This window comes from Novosphingobium sp. BL-S-19, assembly GCF_055521675.1.
Genome location: NZ_CM145497.1, coordinates 168,840 through 183,994, shown reverse-complemented (window position 1 = coordinate 183,994; position 15,155 = coordinate 168,840). Strand labels below are relative to the sequence as shown.

14 protein-coding genes are annotated in these 15,155 nt (G+C 64.6%); 9 read left to right on the top strand and 5 right to left on the bottom strand.

The genetic code is table 11. From position 1 onward, the window contains the following. Positions 1–194: 194 nt before the first annotated feature. The 5 genes from ACZ1JV_RS00810 (at position 195) to ACZ1JV_RS00790 (ending at position 5,971) form a co-directional block, all read left to right on the top strand. Positions 195–788, top strand: a complete 594-nt coding sequence (locus ACZ1JV_RS00810) for a hypothetical protein (RefSeq protein ID WP_465149197.1) — start codon at positions 195–197, stop codon at positions 786–788. Between the two features lie 151 nt (positions 789–939). Beyond that, the gene (locus ACZ1JV_RS00805; protein WP_465149196.1) at positions 940–1,554 is read left to right on the top strand and encodes a hypothetical protein; all 615 of its coding nucleotides are present in this window, start codon (positions 940–942) and stop codon (positions 1,552–1,554) included. A gap of 58 nt (positions 1,555–1,612) precedes the next feature. Further along, positions 1,613–2,401 carry a fimbrial biogenesis chaperone gene (locus ACZ1JV_RS00800; RefSeq protein WP_465149195.1) on the top strand — a complete coding sequence of 263 codons (789 nt, stop codon included), beginning with the start codon at positions 1,613–1,615 and terminating at the stop codon, positions 2,399–2,401. A 4-nt stretch (positions 2,402–2,405) separates the two neighbouring features. Beyond that, positions 2,406–5,015: a fimbria/pilus outer membrane usher protein gene (locus ACZ1JV_RS00795; protein ID WP_465149194.1), complete on the top strand. Its 2,610-nt coding sequence runs from the start codon at positions 2,406–2,408 to the stop codon at positions 5,013–5,015. Further along, the gene (locus tag ACZ1JV_RS00790; protein WP_465149193.1) at positions 5,012–5,971 is read left to right on the top strand and encodes a hypothetical protein; all 960 of its coding nucleotides are present in this window, start codon (positions 5,012–5,014) and stop codon (positions 5,969–5,971) included. The genes ACZ1JV_RS00795 and ACZ1JV_RS00790 overlap by 4 nt, the downstream gene beginning before the upstream one ends. Before the next feature lie 12 nt (positions 5,972–5,983). On the opposite strand, the gene ACZ1JV_RS00785 is transcribed toward ACZ1JV_RS00790, so the two are convergent. Continuing rightward, positions 5,984–6,418 carry a hypothetical protein gene (locus ACZ1JV_RS00785; protein WP_465149192.1) on the bottom strand — a complete coding sequence of 145 codons (435 nt, stop codon included), beginning with the start codon at positions 6,416–6,418 and terminating at the stop codon, positions 5,984–5,986. A 556-nt stretch (positions 6,419–6,974) separates the two neighbouring features. Further along, positions 6,975–7,319 (bottom strand): hypothetical protein, encoded by a 345-nt coding sequence (locus ACZ1JV_RS00780; RefSeq protein ID WP_465149191.1) that lies wholly within the window; start codon positions 7,317–7,319, stop codon positions 6,975–6,977. Between the two features lie 50 nt (positions 7,320–7,369). Here ACZ1JV_RS00780 and ACZ1JV_RS00775 point away from each other — a divergent pair, with 50 nt between their 5' ends. Beyond that, positions 7,370–7,675 (top strand): DUF3325 domain-containing protein, encoded by a 306-nt coding sequence (locus ACZ1JV_RS00775; RefSeq protein ID WP_465149190.1) that lies wholly within the window; start codon positions 7,370–7,372, stop codon positions 7,673–7,675. Then, positions 7,672–7,947, top strand: coding sequence for a hypothetical protein (locus ACZ1JV_RS00770; protein ID WP_465149189.1), 276 nt, complete (start codon positions 7,672–7,674; stop codon positions 7,945–7,947). The genes ACZ1JV_RS00775 and ACZ1JV_RS00770 overlap by 4 nt, the downstream gene beginning before the upstream one ends. A gap of 56 nt (positions 7,948–8,003) precedes the next feature. On the opposite strand, the gene ACZ1JV_RS00765 is transcribed toward ACZ1JV_RS00770, so the two are convergent. From ACZ1JV_RS00765 to ACZ1JV_RS00755, 3 genes are all read right to left on the bottom strand, one after another. After that, positions 8,004–9,008, bottom strand: a complete 1,005-nt coding sequence (locus ACZ1JV_RS00765) for an enolase C-terminal domain-like protein (RefSeq protein WP_465149188.1) — start codon at positions 9,006–9,008, stop codon at positions 8,004–8,006. A 1-nt stretch (position 9,009) separates the two neighbouring features. Next, the gene (locus ACZ1JV_RS00760; protein ID WP_465149187.1) at positions 9,010–10,029 is read right to left on the bottom strand and encodes a DUF1611 domain-containing protein; all 1,020 of its coding nucleotides are present in this window, start codon (positions 10,027–10,029) and stop codon (positions 9,010–9,012) included. A gap of 133 nt (positions 10,030–10,162) precedes the next feature. Beyond that, positions 10,163–11,050: a LysR family transcriptional regulator gene (locus ACZ1JV_RS00755; protein ID WP_465149186.1), complete on the bottom strand. Its 888-nt coding sequence runs from the start codon at positions 11,048–11,050 to the stop codon at positions 10,163–10,165. A gap of 133 nt (positions 11,051–11,183) precedes the next feature. Between ACZ1JV_RS00755 and ACZ1JV_RS00750 the strand changes: the two genes are divergently transcribed. Further along, positions 11,184–13,538, top strand: a complete 2,355-nt coding sequence (locus ACZ1JV_RS00750) for a GH92 family glycosyl hydrolase (RefSeq protein ID WP_465149185.1) — start codon at positions 11,184–11,186, stop codon at positions 13,536–13,538. A 189-nt stretch (positions 13,539–13,727) separates the two neighbouring features. After that, complete coding sequence (locus tag ACZ1JV_RS00745) at positions 13,728–15,077, top strand: alpha/beta hydrolase family protein (protein ID WP_465149184.1); 1,350 nt, start codon at positions 13,728–13,730, stop codon at positions 15,075–15,077. The last annotated feature ends 78 nt before the right edge of the window (positions 15,078–15,155 follow it).

Below are 15,155 nucleotides of genomic sequence, written 5' to 3'. Positions count from 1 at the left end.
ACCGGCAAGTGACGCGCAGAAGATAAGTAAGCATTTGGAATCAACATGTCCCAAAATGGACAATCTAGTTGTTAACTAACAATTTGCATTTGCCTGATCCGTGAACCCTTTCTAAGCCCCGGTTCACGGCAAAAACGCCGCAGATTCGATCGGCAGGGGGCTGATTGCGTCAGTAGGCATTAAGTGGGGGCTTAATGATTTCCGTTCCATTCCGGTGGATTTCGCGCGCTATCGTTGGCAGCGGTAGTGTCCTGACGGGGGTGATGCTGACGGTCGTTTCGGCCCAGGCACACACCGACTCGGTCGCGATCGACGTCACCGCGCGCATCAAGGAACGTTGCGGCTTCGCTGCCGCCGGCCCCGATGCCGTCGCCGCGCCGCGCGATCTGGAAAGCGCCGCGAATTTCTCTCTGGCGGTCGGTCTCGACTGCAACACCCCTTATGCTCTGGGCGTCACCTCGCAAAGCGGGGCGCTGCTCAACGTCGATAACGCGGACGACGGTTCGGGGTACGCTTTCAGCAAGCGCTACCGCGTCTCGGTGGCGCTTGAAACGGACAAGGGCGTGGTGCGCAGCGCGCGTTGCACGTCCGACGAAATGGAAGAGGGCGGCCGCTGCGCTTTCGCCAGCCTGGTTCCCGGGCGCGGGCTGAAGTCCGGCGCCGGCATCAGCGTCGGCCGCAATGCCGTGATCACCATCGATTGGCCCTCGCAGGCCGCCGCCGAGCCGCGGCTGGCAGCAGGGCACTACAAAGACACTCTAATTCTGGTGGTTGGGCCACGCGCATAAACGCACCCACCATCTGAAGGGCGGGGCGCGGGGTCGGCGCACCGTTCAGCCATCGGCAGCCGTCCGGCATCCGATGAAACGCATGGCCCGCGAAAGCGGTCTTGATTTCTCCGGCGTCGTTCTGCGCCAAACTTGTCTAAGGAGTTGAATTATGAAGCGTTCGATCCTCGCCGCCAGCGCGGTTGCTCTTTTCGCCGTTGCCGGTTCGGCCCAGGCTGCCACCACCGCCCAGATCAACATCAACGCCAAGGTCAACAGCAAGTGCGGCATCTCGTCGCAGACCTCGTCGATCTCGCTCGAAGACCTGACCGACGCCAACGCCAAGGTCCGCTCGACCGTGACCGAAGAGATCGCCCAGAAGCTGAACGCCGCCAACGTCGTCGCGTTCTGCAACAACGGCGGCAGCACCGTTAAGGTTCAGCGCGCTGTTCTCGCCCTCGACGGCGCGACCGGCAACAGCCTGGCCCAAGGCGACTTCGCCCAGTTCATCCGTTACAACCTCGACACCTCGATCAACGGCCTGGCCCTTGACTCGACCTCGACCCCGACCGGTTCGACCGTCGCCCAGCGTTTCGGCGGCCACGACAGCCTGAGCGAAGCTTCGACCCACGTCCTGTTCGCCAAGGCGAGCAGCGAAGGTGCCGCCGTCGCTTCGACCAACGGCTCGGACCGTACGGCTACCAACTGGAGCTCGCTCACCGATCGTCGGATGGCTGCTGGCAACTACAGCGGTTACGTTTCGATCGAACTGACCCCGGCTGCCTGATTTTATCCGGAGGCGGGCCTCGGCCCGCCTCCATCCTTTCCGGTCCAGGCATTTTCAGATGAGCAAGATGACTTCACGCTACACGCGCCATGGCGCGCGCCCGCTGCTGACTGCCCTGACGCTGTTCGGGGGACTGCTGGCGAGCACCGCACCTTCCTTTGCACTGAACGTGCAACCGGTCGTGGTGGACCTGCAGACCGCAGGGCGCAGGACTTCGGCCATCGTCACCTTGCAGAACACCTTCCCGGACCCGGTTCCGGTCGAAGTCACCGTGCATCCCGTTCGCGTCGTCGACGGTGAACTGCGCGAGGCGGAGGACCAGGAAACCGACGATATTCTTGTTTTCCCCAGCCAGGCGACGCTGGGCGGAAATCAATCGCAGGCCTTCCGCGTCCAGTGGATCGGCGAGCCCAAGGCCGGCGAAAGCCAGCACTTTTACGTGACTATCGCCCAGTTGCCGGTCGCCATGGCGGGCAGCCAGAACACCATTCAGGTGCTCCATCGCTTCAAAGTGCTGGTCAGCGTCGGCTCGGCCGAGGATGCGGCTTCGCTGAAACTGGTGGAAGCGAAGATCGGCACCGATCCCAGCGGAAAGCCCCAGCCGATCGTCACCATCGCCAATGAAGGCACGACTTACGGCTATGTCGCCAATAACCGCATGACTCTGATCGAGCGTCGCGGTGACGGTTCGGAAGCCTTCCGCAAGACCTTCGAGCCGGAGGAAATCCGCGAGACCATGGGCCTCGGCCTGGTGCCCGCCAAGGCGAGCCGGGTGCTGCCGATGAATGTCGAGCTGCCGGATGCCGCGGGCACGCTGTCCATCGAACTCACGCCGGCCGGAAAATGACGCGGTGCCGCAGCGGATTTCTCTTTTCCTGCTAGGTCTGGCGGGGCTGGCCCCGCTCGGCTCGATGGCGCCTTGCCCGCCCGCCTATGCGGCTTCGCCCGCCGGGCTGATGGCCGGCACGGCGCTGGGCAGCGGCACCGTTGCGGTCACGCCGATGGGCACGGGCACCGGCACGCCGGATGCCGATCCAGACGCCAACGCCGCGCGCAAGACGGCACCCACACCGACTTTCGGCGCCCAGCGCATCAACACCACCGGGCGCGACATCCCGATGGGCGGGCCGGTTTCGGATGGCGGCTTCGTCTTGGGCGAAGTGTCCTACACGCTGACGGCCGACGACCGCATCCTGGTCGAAGTTCCGGACCTGCTGGAATTGCTGCGCAGCGTCCTTTCCGATGCCAATCTGGCCCGCGTTTCCGACGCACTGGCGGACAAGACGGTCGTCTCGACCGCCGACTTGCCGCGCTTCGGGATCAACCTGGTCTATGATCCCTCCACCCTGGGCCTGCTGCTCTCGGTGGATCCGACGCTGCGCCAGCGGCAGTCGATCCAGGTCATGGGGGGATACTCGCAGGTTTCCGGCCCGATCCAGCCGGCCGAGGACGTTTCCGCCTACGTCACCGCCTTCATCAATAGCGACTACGTCTACAAAGGCGCCGACACGGGCTTTCAGACACCCAACATCGTCTATGACAGCGCGGTACGGGTGAAGGGCTTCGTGCTCGAAAACGAAGGCAGCATTCAGGACAGTTTCCGCCGCGAAGGCACCCGCCTGGTCTATGACGACGAGCGTCATACGGCGCGCTACACGGCCGGCGATCTGGAGCCGGTGGCGCGCGGCTTTTCCGGCACCAGTCCGATGGCGGGCCTGTCGATGTCGCGCGTCTATGCGGATCTCGATCCGCAGCGCAACATCCAACCGCGCGGCCAGCGGTCGTTCACGCTGACGCGGGCATCCACGGTAGAGACCATCGTCAACGGCCAGACGGTGCAGACCACCCGGCTGAACCCCGGCACTTATGACATTGGCGATTTCCCCTTCGCGCAAGGGTCGAACAACGTGCAGCTGCTCGTGCGGGACGACAGCGGCCGTGAAAACGTCATCTCGTTCTCGATCAATTTCGACCGGACTCTGCTGGCTGCCGGGCTCAGCGAATTCGGCGTCTATGCCGGCGTGAAGGCGCCGTTCCGCACCAGCGGCCGGCACTATTCCAACGATCCGATCGCCTCCGGCTTCTATCGCCATGGCCTGACCGACGAACTGACGCTGGGCGGCAACTTCCAGGCCCAGAGCCGCGGCGGCGTTGGCGGTGCCGAAGTCGTTTGGGCATCGCCGATCGGCACCTGGTCGCTGAACGCGGCGGGATCGCATAACACCACGGCCGGCAACGGCTATGCGATCAATGTCGGCTACGAATTCTCGCGCGTGGGGAAGGGCGGCAATGCCCGGTCGCTGACGGCATCGCTCCAGGCGACGAGCAAGGACTTCTCGCTGCCGGACAATCTTACCGCCAGCAATCCCTACTCGGTGGAAATCGGCGCAACCTATTCGCAATCGCTGGGCGCGGACCACTATTTCAGCGTGGACGGTTACTACTCGGTCGGCCGCGGCGCCAAGAAGGACCAGTCCACCGGCCGCCTCACATATGGCTGGCGCCCGAACCAGCGATTGTTGCTGACGGCGGAAGGCTATTACGAGCGTAACGACAGAGGCACCGGCCCCGGCGCCCGCGTCTCGCTGATCTATCGCTTCGACCGGAATTCCAGCGCGAATGCCGATTTCGACACCCGGAACGACCGTGCGCGGCTGAGCTACCAGCGTTCCAGCGGGACGGGCGTGGGATCGTACAACGCATCGGCCAATCTCGATCGCGTAGACGATTCTGTCGGCCTCAATGCGGCGGTGAACGTGCTGACCAATCGCGCCGAACTGGGTGCGGCCCATTACACGTCGTTCTCCAACAGCGGGTCGATCATCGATCAGCGCACGTCGGTGCGAACGGCATTGTCGCTGGCCTATGCCGGGGGCAGCGTTGCGCTGTCGCGGCCGATCTACGACAGCTTCGCGATTGTGAAGCCGCATAGCTCGCTGGAAGGCAAGGCGGTCTATCTCGATCCGCGTGACGACGAATATATCGCGAAATCCGGCACCTTCGGCGGCGCAGTGATGCCGCAGCTTACCGCCTATTCGCCGCGCCTGATGACGTATGACGTACCGAAGGCGCCGGCCGGCTATGACATCGGTTCCGGCATTATCCAGCTGAAGCCGCCGTATCGGTCCGGCTCGCTGATCGAGATCGGTTCGGACTATTTCGTGACTTACACCGGCCAACTGCTGAAGCCGGACGGAACGCCGCTTGCGCTGGTCGGCGGCCGTGCGATCGAAGTTGCCGCGCCTGAACACAAATCCGCCGAGCACAAATCCGCCGAGAACAAGGCCGTGGACATGTTCACCAACCGGTCCGGCCGCTTTGCCGTTCAGGGACTTCGCGCGGGCAAGTGGCGCATCGAAATGCCAACCGACGAGGGTACGCTCGTCTATATGATCGACGTGACGACAACCAGTGCCGCCCTGCAACGCGGCGGCGCGCTGAAGCCGGAGGGAACACCATGAGGATCGCCGCCACTCTTCTGTCCTGCGGCATTCTTGCGCTGGCCCTGCCGCAGGCGGCCCAGGCAGCCTGCGCGGATTTCCGCGCATCCAGCAGCGAACTGAGCATGGACTACGATCCGTTCAACCGATCGGAAGTGGAACGCAGCTTCACCATCCACGTCCGCAGGCTTGATCCGCGTATCACCGCGGTCCGCGTCGTCCTGGCCAACCCCGGCACGATCAATCGCGGCTCCGCGCTGGGCCGCAACGATTCGGTTCGCTACGATATCCGCTGGGTCCGCGACGGTGGCCGCACCATTCTGGTTTCCGGTGCCGAGCAGCCGAACGCGACCAACGGCGCGCTGGTGGAATTCGGCGCGGGCGCGACGGGGGACAATGTCAACGAAAGCTTCCGGATCCAGATTCCGGCGGGGCAGGGCATCGTCGCCGGGCGTTACTACCAGCCGCTCGAAGTCCGCTTCGCCTGCATGGCCGGGCGGGACGAGATCGATCGGGGCATGCAGCTTGGCAGTCAGGTCGCGGTGGATGTGACCGTGCCGGAGCGGATTTCAACTTTCGTGGGATCGGCCGGCAATCAGCGCGGACGGATCGATTTCGGCGACATCGACGGTTCCAGCGGCAATGTGACGCGCGGGCTGACGGTCACGGCACAATCGACGGTGCCTTACGAAATCCGCGTGGATGAGGAACGCGGCGCGATGAAGCGTTTCGACAACGATGACGCTGCGCTGCCCTATGCCCTGAAGGTCTCGGGCTTTCCGGTGAACCGCCAATCGACGATCGCCTGCAGCCAGACCCCGGCGCCGGGTGGGCGCAGCCATGGTGTGCAGGTGGAACTGGCAGCGCGTGACTTGCAGCGCCTGCCCGCCGGTCAATACGCGGACGTGGTGACGCTGACCTTTTCGCCGCGCCTCGGGCTTTCGGGCGGGGATGGCTGTGCGCCCACCCGCCAGTAAGTAAGCGCGGTCTTAGTAGACCGCGCCTTTCGGCTCCGCTTCAAGGCTGAGGTTCAGCGCGGTGTCCGGCGTCTGGTTCAGCACCAGGCGCAAGGGCGTTTCGCGGAAGGCCGGGGTGCGCTTGTCGACGATCACCGTGTGCGTTTCGCCCGGTGAAATGGGAACGCGCACGCCGCCCACATCCACCCATGCGTCGATCAGGCCGGCCGGATGGTAAAGCGTGACGGTGTAGCCCGAAAGATCGTTGCAGAGTTCGCGCATGACGCCGAGGTCATTCGTTCCCGGCTGGATGGTTTGCACGGGTGACGATGCAAGGCTGACCTGGCAGACGGTTGGAACCCGTCCGACAATCGAGATCGACGCGCCATCATAGGCATTGGCAGACGTTGCGCATCCCAGCAGCAATACCGCCGCCGCCGTGCCGAACTTCATTCCAGACCTGGACATAACAATCCTCCTGTCGAAGTACCCAATGGCGCATGCCGGCTAAAGTGCGGTTAAACGGCATGGTTAAAGCGTGTTAGTTATTCGCTCGCTTCCACGAATGATCCTTCACGAACGATCGCGCCGATTGTTCGAATTGCCGCTGATGGCCCCCGTCAAGGCGGTGCGGCAATCGACAGGCCATTGCCCGAGGCCCATTGGTCCAACGGCCATCTTCAATGTCCGCCGACGCATCGATTTGCGGCAGCAACGCGAAAGATGTGATCCGGTTCCCGCCTTATTTGATTACGAACTGGCGACGCCGGAATGTGCGTTGCTGACCGGGCAGAAGCCGTACTCGCACGTCAAGCGGCGGTCGGGCGTTTGGGGGCCGCCGTCCCGCCGTCCTCCCGCACCGGGTCGCCGGCCGTGATAGAAAACAATGCCTGGCAATCTTGGATACAGGCGCACGAGTTCTTGGGCGTGATTGCCGCGACTTTGCAGTGACAAGTGATAGAGCCCTAATCTTATGGCCAGCCTCCCACGGCCGGCGTTGCGAAAGGGCGGCAACCGCGTCAGATCATTTGAGTGATGCGACGCAATCGCAGCCGCATTTTTCCTGGCCAACCGTCTGCTGCCGGAGGGGCTGGATCACCGCGCGGATTGGGAAATCAATACTCTGTTCGCGGTATGGGGCGGCGTTTTCGTCTGGGGCATCGCGCGCCCCACGCGCGCCGGTTGGGCCGAGGCGATGGGCGCCTGCGCCATGCTGTGGATCGGGGTGCCATTGGCAAGCCAATTGACGACGGAGCGTGGATTGCTGGCGAGCCTCATGTCGCGCGACTGGGTCTATGTCGCGTTCGATCTGATGGCCTTGAGCGTCGCCTTCGCATTCGCTCTCGCAGCCCGCAAGATTGCGGTCCATCAGCCCAAACGCCCGCCGCGCCGCACGGCGCAAGCAGCGGAGGTTCTCCCATGAGCATGGTCGATGCGCTTGTCTTGCTAATGTCTTGCGGCGGGTTCGCAGCCCTGATGCTGGCAATGCCGCGCCATCATCAGGATTGGCTGGGCCGAAAGCTGCCGGTGGAAAAGGCCAGGTCCGGCCGGGCCGGGGGTCTGGCTCTCCTCGCTGTCAGTGCCCTTGTGGCATGTCTGGACCATGGATACGGCTATGGGCTGGTGCTGGCCTGCGGATCGTGGTCGATGGCGGCCGCACTGATCGTTTTGGTCAATTGCAATCGCACGCGTCTTCTCAATCGATTTGGAAGGACGCCGCGATGACCCGACTCTCCGTGCTTTCCCGCGTTGCTGCGGGCACGCTTGGCGCTTACGCCGTTACGGCGCTGTCGACGATCGCATTGTCTCGCCTGCTGATAGCGGCGGGCATCGATCCGGTGGAGGCCACCTTGGGTGCAACTATGGCCTCCTTCGCACTGTTCGTAGGCATTTGCATTGCCGTCTTCCACGTCCCGAAGCCGGGGCGGGCCTGGTTCTGGCTTGCCATGAGCGCGATCCCGATTGCCGCGGCAGCGTTCCTGCCCGCGATTTCCTAAAGGGTGTCCGCACCGGTATCGCCGGCGCATCGGGGATCGCGGTGTCGATCCTGAATTCAGGGTTGCCCCCAACCCAGCGCCGAGGGTGCTCGCAGCATGCCGTCCGCGACACGGCATCCGCCCGGAACGTCGCTTTCCAGCCACAACGGGCCATCCAGATCGACGAAGCGGCTCTGCGCTGCCAGCGGCCAGGCGGCAGCGACAGAGAGCGACGAGCAGAGCATGCAACCGGTCATCACGCCCATGCCTGCGTCCCGCGCAGCCTGGGCCAGAGCCAGCGCCCCGGTCAGGCCGCCCGATTTGTCCAGCTTCACGGTGACATAGGCGTACCGGCGGCGAAGGCGCGGTATATCGCCGGCAACATGGGCGGATTCGTCGGCGGATAGTGGCACGGGGGAGCGAAAGTTCTCCAGCGTATCGTCGGCACCCGCCGGCAGCGGCTGCTCGAGCAGTTCGACCCGCGCCGCCGCCAGCGCGGGCAGGACGCGTTCCAGCAGCGCCTTGTCCCAACTTTCGTTCGCGTCGGCAATCAGCACGGCGCCCGGTGCGGCGGCGCGCACCGCGGCCACGCGCTCCTCGACATCGTGCGCATCCAGCTTGATCTTGAGCAAGGGCGCCGGGCCATCGGTGCCGTGGGCCAGAACCAGCGCGCGGGCGCGTTCGGCCATGGCGGCGGGCGCGGCGATGCCCACGGTTACGGCGGTGACCAGCTTTTCAGGCATGGCACCCAGCCGTTCGGCGACCGACAGGCCGGACAGCTTGGCCTCCAGATCCCATAGCGCGCAATCGATGGCATTGCGCGCCGCGCCGGGCGGCATCGCGGCCAGCAATTCTTCGCGCCCGATGCCGGATGCGATCAGCGGGGCCATCGCCTCGATCCGGGCGAGGACGTCGGGGGCGAATTCCCGATAACGGGCGTTGGGTGCGGCTTCGCCGTGGCCCTCATGCCCGTCCTGCGCGATGGTAACGCGGACCAGATCGATCGCTTCGCGCGTGCCCCGCGCGATGGCGAAAGGCTGCGCGAGGCGATGGTGCGCGATCCGGGCGGAAAGGCGGCGCACGTCAGTGGGCGGCGACGACGAAGCGCGTGATCAGCCGGTCGACCACCGCGTCCATGCCGGTCACAACCGGATCGACACAGGGCAGGCCGGTCTCTTCGGCGATCCGTCCGCGCAAGTCCTCGGCTGCGGCGGGTTCCAGACCCGATCCGTTGATCGAGACGCCGACAAATTCGGCATCCGGGCTGGTGAGGCGCGCGCAGCGCAGGTTTTCCTCGATACAGGCGGCCACATCGGGGACCGGCATATGCGGCAGGCCGCGCATGTGCGGGCGCGACGGATCGTGGCACATAACCAGGGCCTGCGGCTGCGCGCCATGCAGCAGGCCGAGCGAGACACCCGCGAAGGAGGGATTGAACAGCGACCCCTGACCCTCGATCACGTCCCACAGATCGTCTTCGCGCGCGGGAGAGAGCGCTTCGGCCGCGCCCGAGATGAAGTCCGCGATGACGCTGTCGATCACCAAGCCTTCGCCCGCGATCAGCACTCCGGTCTGGCCGGTGGCGCGGAAACGGGCGGGGATGCGGCGGGCCCGCAAGGCGTCGGCAAGGTGGAGCGAGGTGTACATCTTCCCGACCGCACAGTCGGTGCCGACGGTCAGGATCCGGCGACCGGGGCGCGGGGCGCCGGTGCCGACTTTCAGGTCCGCCGGGGCGGCGCGCACGTCGATCAACTGGCGGCCCAGCGCGTCAGCCCTTTCGCGAATGCGCGGATCGCTGGAAAGGTGCTGGTGCAGCCCCGAAACGACATGAAGCCCGGCATCCAGCGCGGCGAGGACGTGGGGTATCATCGCCTCCTCCAGCCGTCCGCCGCTTGTGGCGATCCCCAGCACCAGCGCCCGCGCACCTTTCGCGGCGGCCTGCGCCACGTCCATGCGGGGAAGGCCCAGCGTCAGCGGATTATCCGCATCGCGCAGTTCGCCGATGCAATCTTCCCGCCGGAAAGTGGCCAGCCCGCGTGAGGTCTTGATGTCGAGAGGGTTACGCTTGTCGCCGATGTAGAGGAGGAAGGGACCAGGGATCATGAAACTCGCTTTCCGTCTGCCAATGACAGTGCGGTAGCATGATCGATCTGCTTTGAATCATCGCGATGTGGGGGCTCTTCATAAGGTTTGCTTATGGGGAGAGTTCGCCCCGGAATTTGCGAGCCGTGAATTTTCAGACCGGCTCGGAAAGGCGGCCACGCAGATGGTCCAGAAAGTCGAATGCCAGTTGGGAGGGCGGCCGCGCTTCCAGATAGGCGGCGTGAATTGTGTAGGGCTGCGGCGGATCGAGCGGGCGCAGCGCCATTCCCGGCGCGCGCATGGCCAGGGCCGTATGTAGGTCGACGATAGTGGCCCCCAGCCCCGCCCGCGCCATCGCAGCGGCAACGAAGAACGTTCGGGAGGCGCCCACCGGATCGGGTTCGATCCCCTGCCGGGCAAGCTCCGCTGCCACGGCGCGTCCCTGCGGGCCGCTTTCGGACGTGGCGATGAACGGGCGGTCGGCCAGGGCGGAGAGCGGCAGACGCTCAGCGGCGCCGGGAAAGTCGGCCTCCCGGAAATAGGCGACCATCTCGCCGGCGCCGATGGGCGTGCTTGCCAGCAGCGCGTCGCGCGGGGGGGAGTAGCAGATCACCATGTCCGTCTCTCGCTCTCGCAGCTTGGCGGCCATGTCGTCATGGTGGATCGTGTGCAGTTCGATCGAGACGCCGGGATGGTTCGAAAGATAGGTGGCCAGCGCCTGGGGAAGCAATTCCATGCCCAGCGCGGGCAGGGTGGAAATCCGCAGGATCGTGCCGCGCCCGTGGCGCATGTTGCGCGCGGTATCGCGTATCTGGCGGACTTTGTCCTGAATGGCGTCGGCCTGCTCGTAAAGCTCGTGGGCATCGGCGGTGGGGACCAGTCGGCCGCGCGAACGTTCGAACAACGGAAAGCCCAGCGTGCTTTCGGCATGGCGCAGCAGACTGGTGACCGCCGGCTGCGAAACATGCAGCAGCCGCGCCGCCGCGCTGACCGATCCGGTGGTGTAGACCGCGTGGAAGACTTCGATATGGCGCAGGTTCATCGTGACGCCGGTTTAAGCGTCACGATCGAGGTTTGAAACAAAATGGTTCGGCCCCCCCCGGCATTGTTCAAACGTGAAATCTGCTTGCGGGCAGCAGTTGAACAGTTGGGGGCGCTCTGTCTATTCTGCCGCCATGAAGCTGTCATCTGCGGTCGCCGCCTTAACCTGTTTCCTTGCCGTTCAACCGCTTGCCGCCGCGCCGGAAGGCGCTCCGCTGCCTGATGATCCACTGCACTGGGTGGATCCGATGATCGGCACCGGCCCGGAAGGCCACACCTTTCCCGGTGCCAGCGCACCCTTCGGCATGGTGCAGCTCTCCCCCGATACGGACACGACCTGCCAGGTGCGCGATTGCTATGCCCATGCGGCGGGATACAGCTATCACGACAGCACCATTCAGGGGTTCAGCCATACCCACTTTTCGGGCGCCGGGCACTCGGACCTGGGTGACGTTCTGGTCATGCCTGCAATCGGCACGGCGAATGAAGTACGGTTGGATCCGGGCAGCGCCGGCCAGCCGGGTTCCGGCTATCGCCAGCGCTTCTCCCACGACAGCGAAGTCGCCAGCGCCGGATACTACGCGGTGACGCTGGCCGACAGCGGCGTGCGCGCCGAACTGACCGCCGGCACCCGCGTCGGTATCCACCGCTACACGTTCCCCAAGGGGGCTGAGGCGCATCTGGTGCTGGACCTGCGCAGCAGCCTTTACGACTATCCGGGCAAAGTGCTGTGGTCCGGCCTGCATCTGCATGAAGATGGCACGATCACCGGCTTTCGCGAGACGCGGGGCTGGGCGCCGGGGCGCAAGCTGTTCTTCGCCATGCGCTTTTCCGCGCCGCTGAGGGACCACGCGTTCGTCGATCGCGATCAGAATGTGGCTTACAAGGGCTTCCGTGCCCCTCAGGCGCTGCCGGGGCGTGGCGCCGATGCGCTGGCCGAAAAGCTGGGTAAGGCGCTGGAGGCGCGGCTGGACTTTGGCGCGCTCGATCGGCCGCTGGAGGTCCGCGTGGCGCTTTCCGGCGTGGACGAGCAGGGGGCGATTGCCAATCTGAATGCCGAAGGGGCCGATTTCGACACAGTGCGCCGCCGCACCGAAGGGCAATGGCGGCAAGCGCTGGATCGCCTGAAGATCGATGCCACGCCGGAGATGCGCACCAACCTCTACACCGCGCTCTATCACAGCCTGCTTGCGCCCAGCGTCTGGAGCGACGCGGACGGTCGCTATCGCGGCCCTGACGATCAGGTGCACATGGCGCAGGGCTTCACATTCCGCTCCACCTTCTCGCTCTGGGACACCTTCCGTGCGGAGCATCCCTTGCTCACGCTGGTCCAGCCCGAAAGCACCACGTCGGACATCGTCAACTCGCTGGTCGCCAGTCGCGAGCATAGCCCATGGGGCATCCTGCCGGTCTGGCAGTTCGCCGGGCGCGAGACCTGGACCATGATCGGCTATCATGCGGTGCCGGTGATCGCCGATGCCTATCTGAAGGGTTTCAGGGGGTTCGACGCGGCCAAGGCGCTCGACGCGATGGTGGCCAGCGCGGACTACGCGCCCTACGGCGGTCTGGGCGAGTACATGGCGCGCGGCTACGTGCCGATCGACAAGGAGCCGGAGGCGGCCTCGAAGACGGTAGAATACGCCTATGACGACTGGACGATCGCCCGCATGGCACAGGCGATGGGCCGCAACGATCTGGCTGCCCGTTTCGACAAGCGGGCCGGATACTGGCGCAACTCGTTCGACGCCAAGAGCGGCTGGCTGCGCGCGCGCAAGAGCGACGGATCGTTCCGCACGCCGTTCGATCCCACGGCGATCAATTACGGCTCCGACTATACCGAAGGCAACGCCTGGCAATACAGCTGGTTCGTGCCGCAGGATCAGGCCGGCCTTTTCCGGATGCTGGGCGGCGATCGCAAGGTCGTCGCGCGGCTGGATGCGATGTTCGACTTCGACAATTCGAAGCTGGACTACAGCCATGCCGAGGATATTTCGGGGCTGATCGGCCAGTATATCCATGGCAACGAGCCCAGCCACCACGTTGCCTATCTCTATGTCCACGCCGGCGCCCCCTGGCGCACGCAGGAACGGCTGAAGCAGATCGTCGAGAGCCAGTACAAGCCGACGCCGGACGGACTTTCGGGCAATGACGATCTTGGACAGATGTCGGCCTGGCTGGTCTTCACCGGGCTTGGTTTCTACCCGGTTACGCCGGGCTCCAACCAATATGTGATCGGCCGCCCCTTCGTGCGCCACGCGGCGATCGTACTGCCGAACGGGAAGACCTTCACCGTGGATGCCGAGAACCTCTCCGATGCGAACCCCTATGTCGGCAAAGTGGAGTTGAACGGTCGCCCGCTCGAACGCGCCTGGATCTCCGATGCGGAAATCCGCGCTGGCGGTACGCTGCGTTTCACGATGCAGGCAGCGCCGGACAAGGCATGGGGTACGGGCGCGGCAAAAAGGCCCTATTCGATGTCGGCGCGCTGATCGCGGCAGAACCGAACGGCGTATGCTGGCCCCCAATTTGCCCGTGTGCCGGCCGTAAACGGCTACCTTGAAGAGGCTTCGACGCCCGGCACGCGCATCTTGCTTTCCCATGTTCATTTTCGGTTTGGCTAGCGGGGATAGGTCCGCAGCCACATGGCGTGAATTGCGCGATAATGGACGGGATAGTCGATGTACTGGAAGAAACTGGGGGCCTGCGCGGCCATGATCGCGGCGTTGGCAGGCTTTGCGGGTACTGACGAAGCGCAGGCGATCAAGACCACCTTCGTTTCGCTGGAGCCCGGCGTGCCTGCGATGCTCTACGAACCCGCCAAACCGGGGCCCAAGAGTGCAACGGCCGTGTTCGTGATGCATGCCAATGGCGATTACCTGCAGTTCACGCCCTGCACCGAGCTGTCCAAGCGCGGCTACCGCGTGCTTTGCGCCAACAACAAGACCAACAAGGCGGAAGCCTATGACGAAGGCATGCTGGATGAAATCCTGCGAGAAGCGGGCAAGGGCGTTGCCTATCTGAAGGCTCTGCCGGGCGTCCGCAAGGTCGTGCTGCTGGGCCATTCGGGCGGAGGCACGGTGATGACCGCCTACCAGATGATCGCCGAGAACGGACCGGCCATCTGCCAGCAGCCGGATCGTCTGTCGAAATGCCCGGATACGCTTGCCGGTCTGCCGCGCGCGGACGGGCTGCTGCTGATGGATGCCAATTGGGGACAGGCGGGCATGGTGCTGCTGAGCCTTGACCCGGCCATTGTCGATGAAAACGATCCGAAGAAGGTCGATCCCACGCTCGACCTGTTCAATCCGGCGAACGGCTTCGATCCCAAGGGATCGCACTATGGAGCGGATTTCGTCCGCCGGTTCCAGCAAGCGCAGGGCGCGCGGATGAACCGCCTGATCGCGGCGGCGCAGGAACGCGTCGCCCTGATCGACGCGGGGAAGGGCATCTATACCGATGACGAGCCCTTCACCGTGCCGGGCGGCAATTTCCTCGGCTTCTTCAACAAGCTGTTCCCGCAGGACATAAGCCTGATGGCGCATACCCGCGCGGCCCATCCGCTGGTCCACAAGGACGGTTCGGTAACGAACCAGATCGTCCATTCGCTGCGCCCCGCCCGCGGAGCCGCTCCGGCGCGCGGTTCCTACGATCGCGGTGCGCTGCGGACGACGGTGCGCAATTTCCTTTCGACGTATGCGGTGCGCACTACCCCCGAATACGGCTACGGCGCCGATGACCTCACCGGCATCGACTGGGGCTCCAGCTACGCCTTCACACCCGCGAACGTCTCGAACATCCACGTTCCGCTGCTGACGATGGGGATGACCGGCAGTTACGAATATATGGCCGCGGAGAAAATCTATGACCGGTCGGCCAGTGCCGACAAGTCCATCGCCTTCATCGAAGGCGCCTCGCACAACTTCGCGGTCTGCAAGGAGTGTGAGAAAACGCCGGGCCAATATGGCGATACGGTGAAGACGGCGTTCGATTATGTCGATGCCTGGCTTTCCAGACCGGGGCGCTTCTGATCGCCCGCGACGTGCAAGGCACTTGCGCCTGCCCGATCCGATCGGGCAGGCTTTGCCGCATAACAAGACGATCGGGAG

Coding starts and splice junctions, on each gene's coding strand:
- ACZ1JV_RS00775 (WP_465149190.1), top strand. CDS start 7,370: ATGAGCATGGTCGATGCGCTTGTCTTGCTAATGTCTTGCGGCGGGTTC.
- ACZ1JV_RS00760 (WP_465149187.1), bottom strand. CDS start 10,029: ATGATCCCTGGTCCCTTCCTCCTCTACATCGGCGACAAGCGTAACCCT.
- ACZ1JV_RS00755 (WP_465149186.1), bottom strand. CDS start 11,050: ATGAACCTGCGCCATATCGAAGTCTTCCACGCGGTCTACACCACCGGA.
- ACZ1JV_RS00805 (WP_465149196.1), top strand. CDS start 940: ATGAAGCGTTCGATCCTCGCCGCCAGCGCGGTTGCTCTTTTCGCCGTT.
- ACZ1JV_RS00800 (WP_465149195.1), top strand. CDS start 1,613: ATGAGCAAGATGACTTCACGCTACACGCGCCATGGCGCGCGCCCGCTG.
- ACZ1JV_RS00780 (WP_465149191.1), bottom strand. CDS start 7,319: ATGGACCGCAATCTTGCGGGCTGCGAGAGCGAATGCGAAGGCGACGCT.
- ACZ1JV_RS00790 (WP_465149193.1), top strand. CDS start 5,012: ATGAGGATCGCCGCCACTCTTCTGTCCTGCGGCATTCTTGCGCTGGCC.
- ACZ1JV_RS00785 (WP_465149192.1), bottom strand. CDS start 6,418: ATGTCCAGGTCTGGAATGAAGTTCGGCACGGCGGCGGCGGTATTGCTG.
- ACZ1JV_RS00745 (WP_465149184.1), top strand. CDS start 13,728: ATGTACTGGAAGAAACTGGGGGCCTGCGCGGCCATGATCGCGGCGTTG.
- ACZ1JV_RS00750 (WP_465149185.1), top strand. CDS start 11,184: ATGAAGCTGTCATCTGCGGTCGCCGCCTTAACCTGTTTCCTTGCCGTT.
- ACZ1JV_RS00810 (WP_465149197.1), top strand. CDS start 195: ATGATTTCCGTTCCATTCCGGTGGATTTCGCGCGCTATCGTTGGCAGC.
- ACZ1JV_RS00770 (WP_465149189.1), top strand. CDS start 7,672: ATGACCCGACTCTCCGTGCTTTCCCGCGTTGCTGCGGGCACGCTTGGC.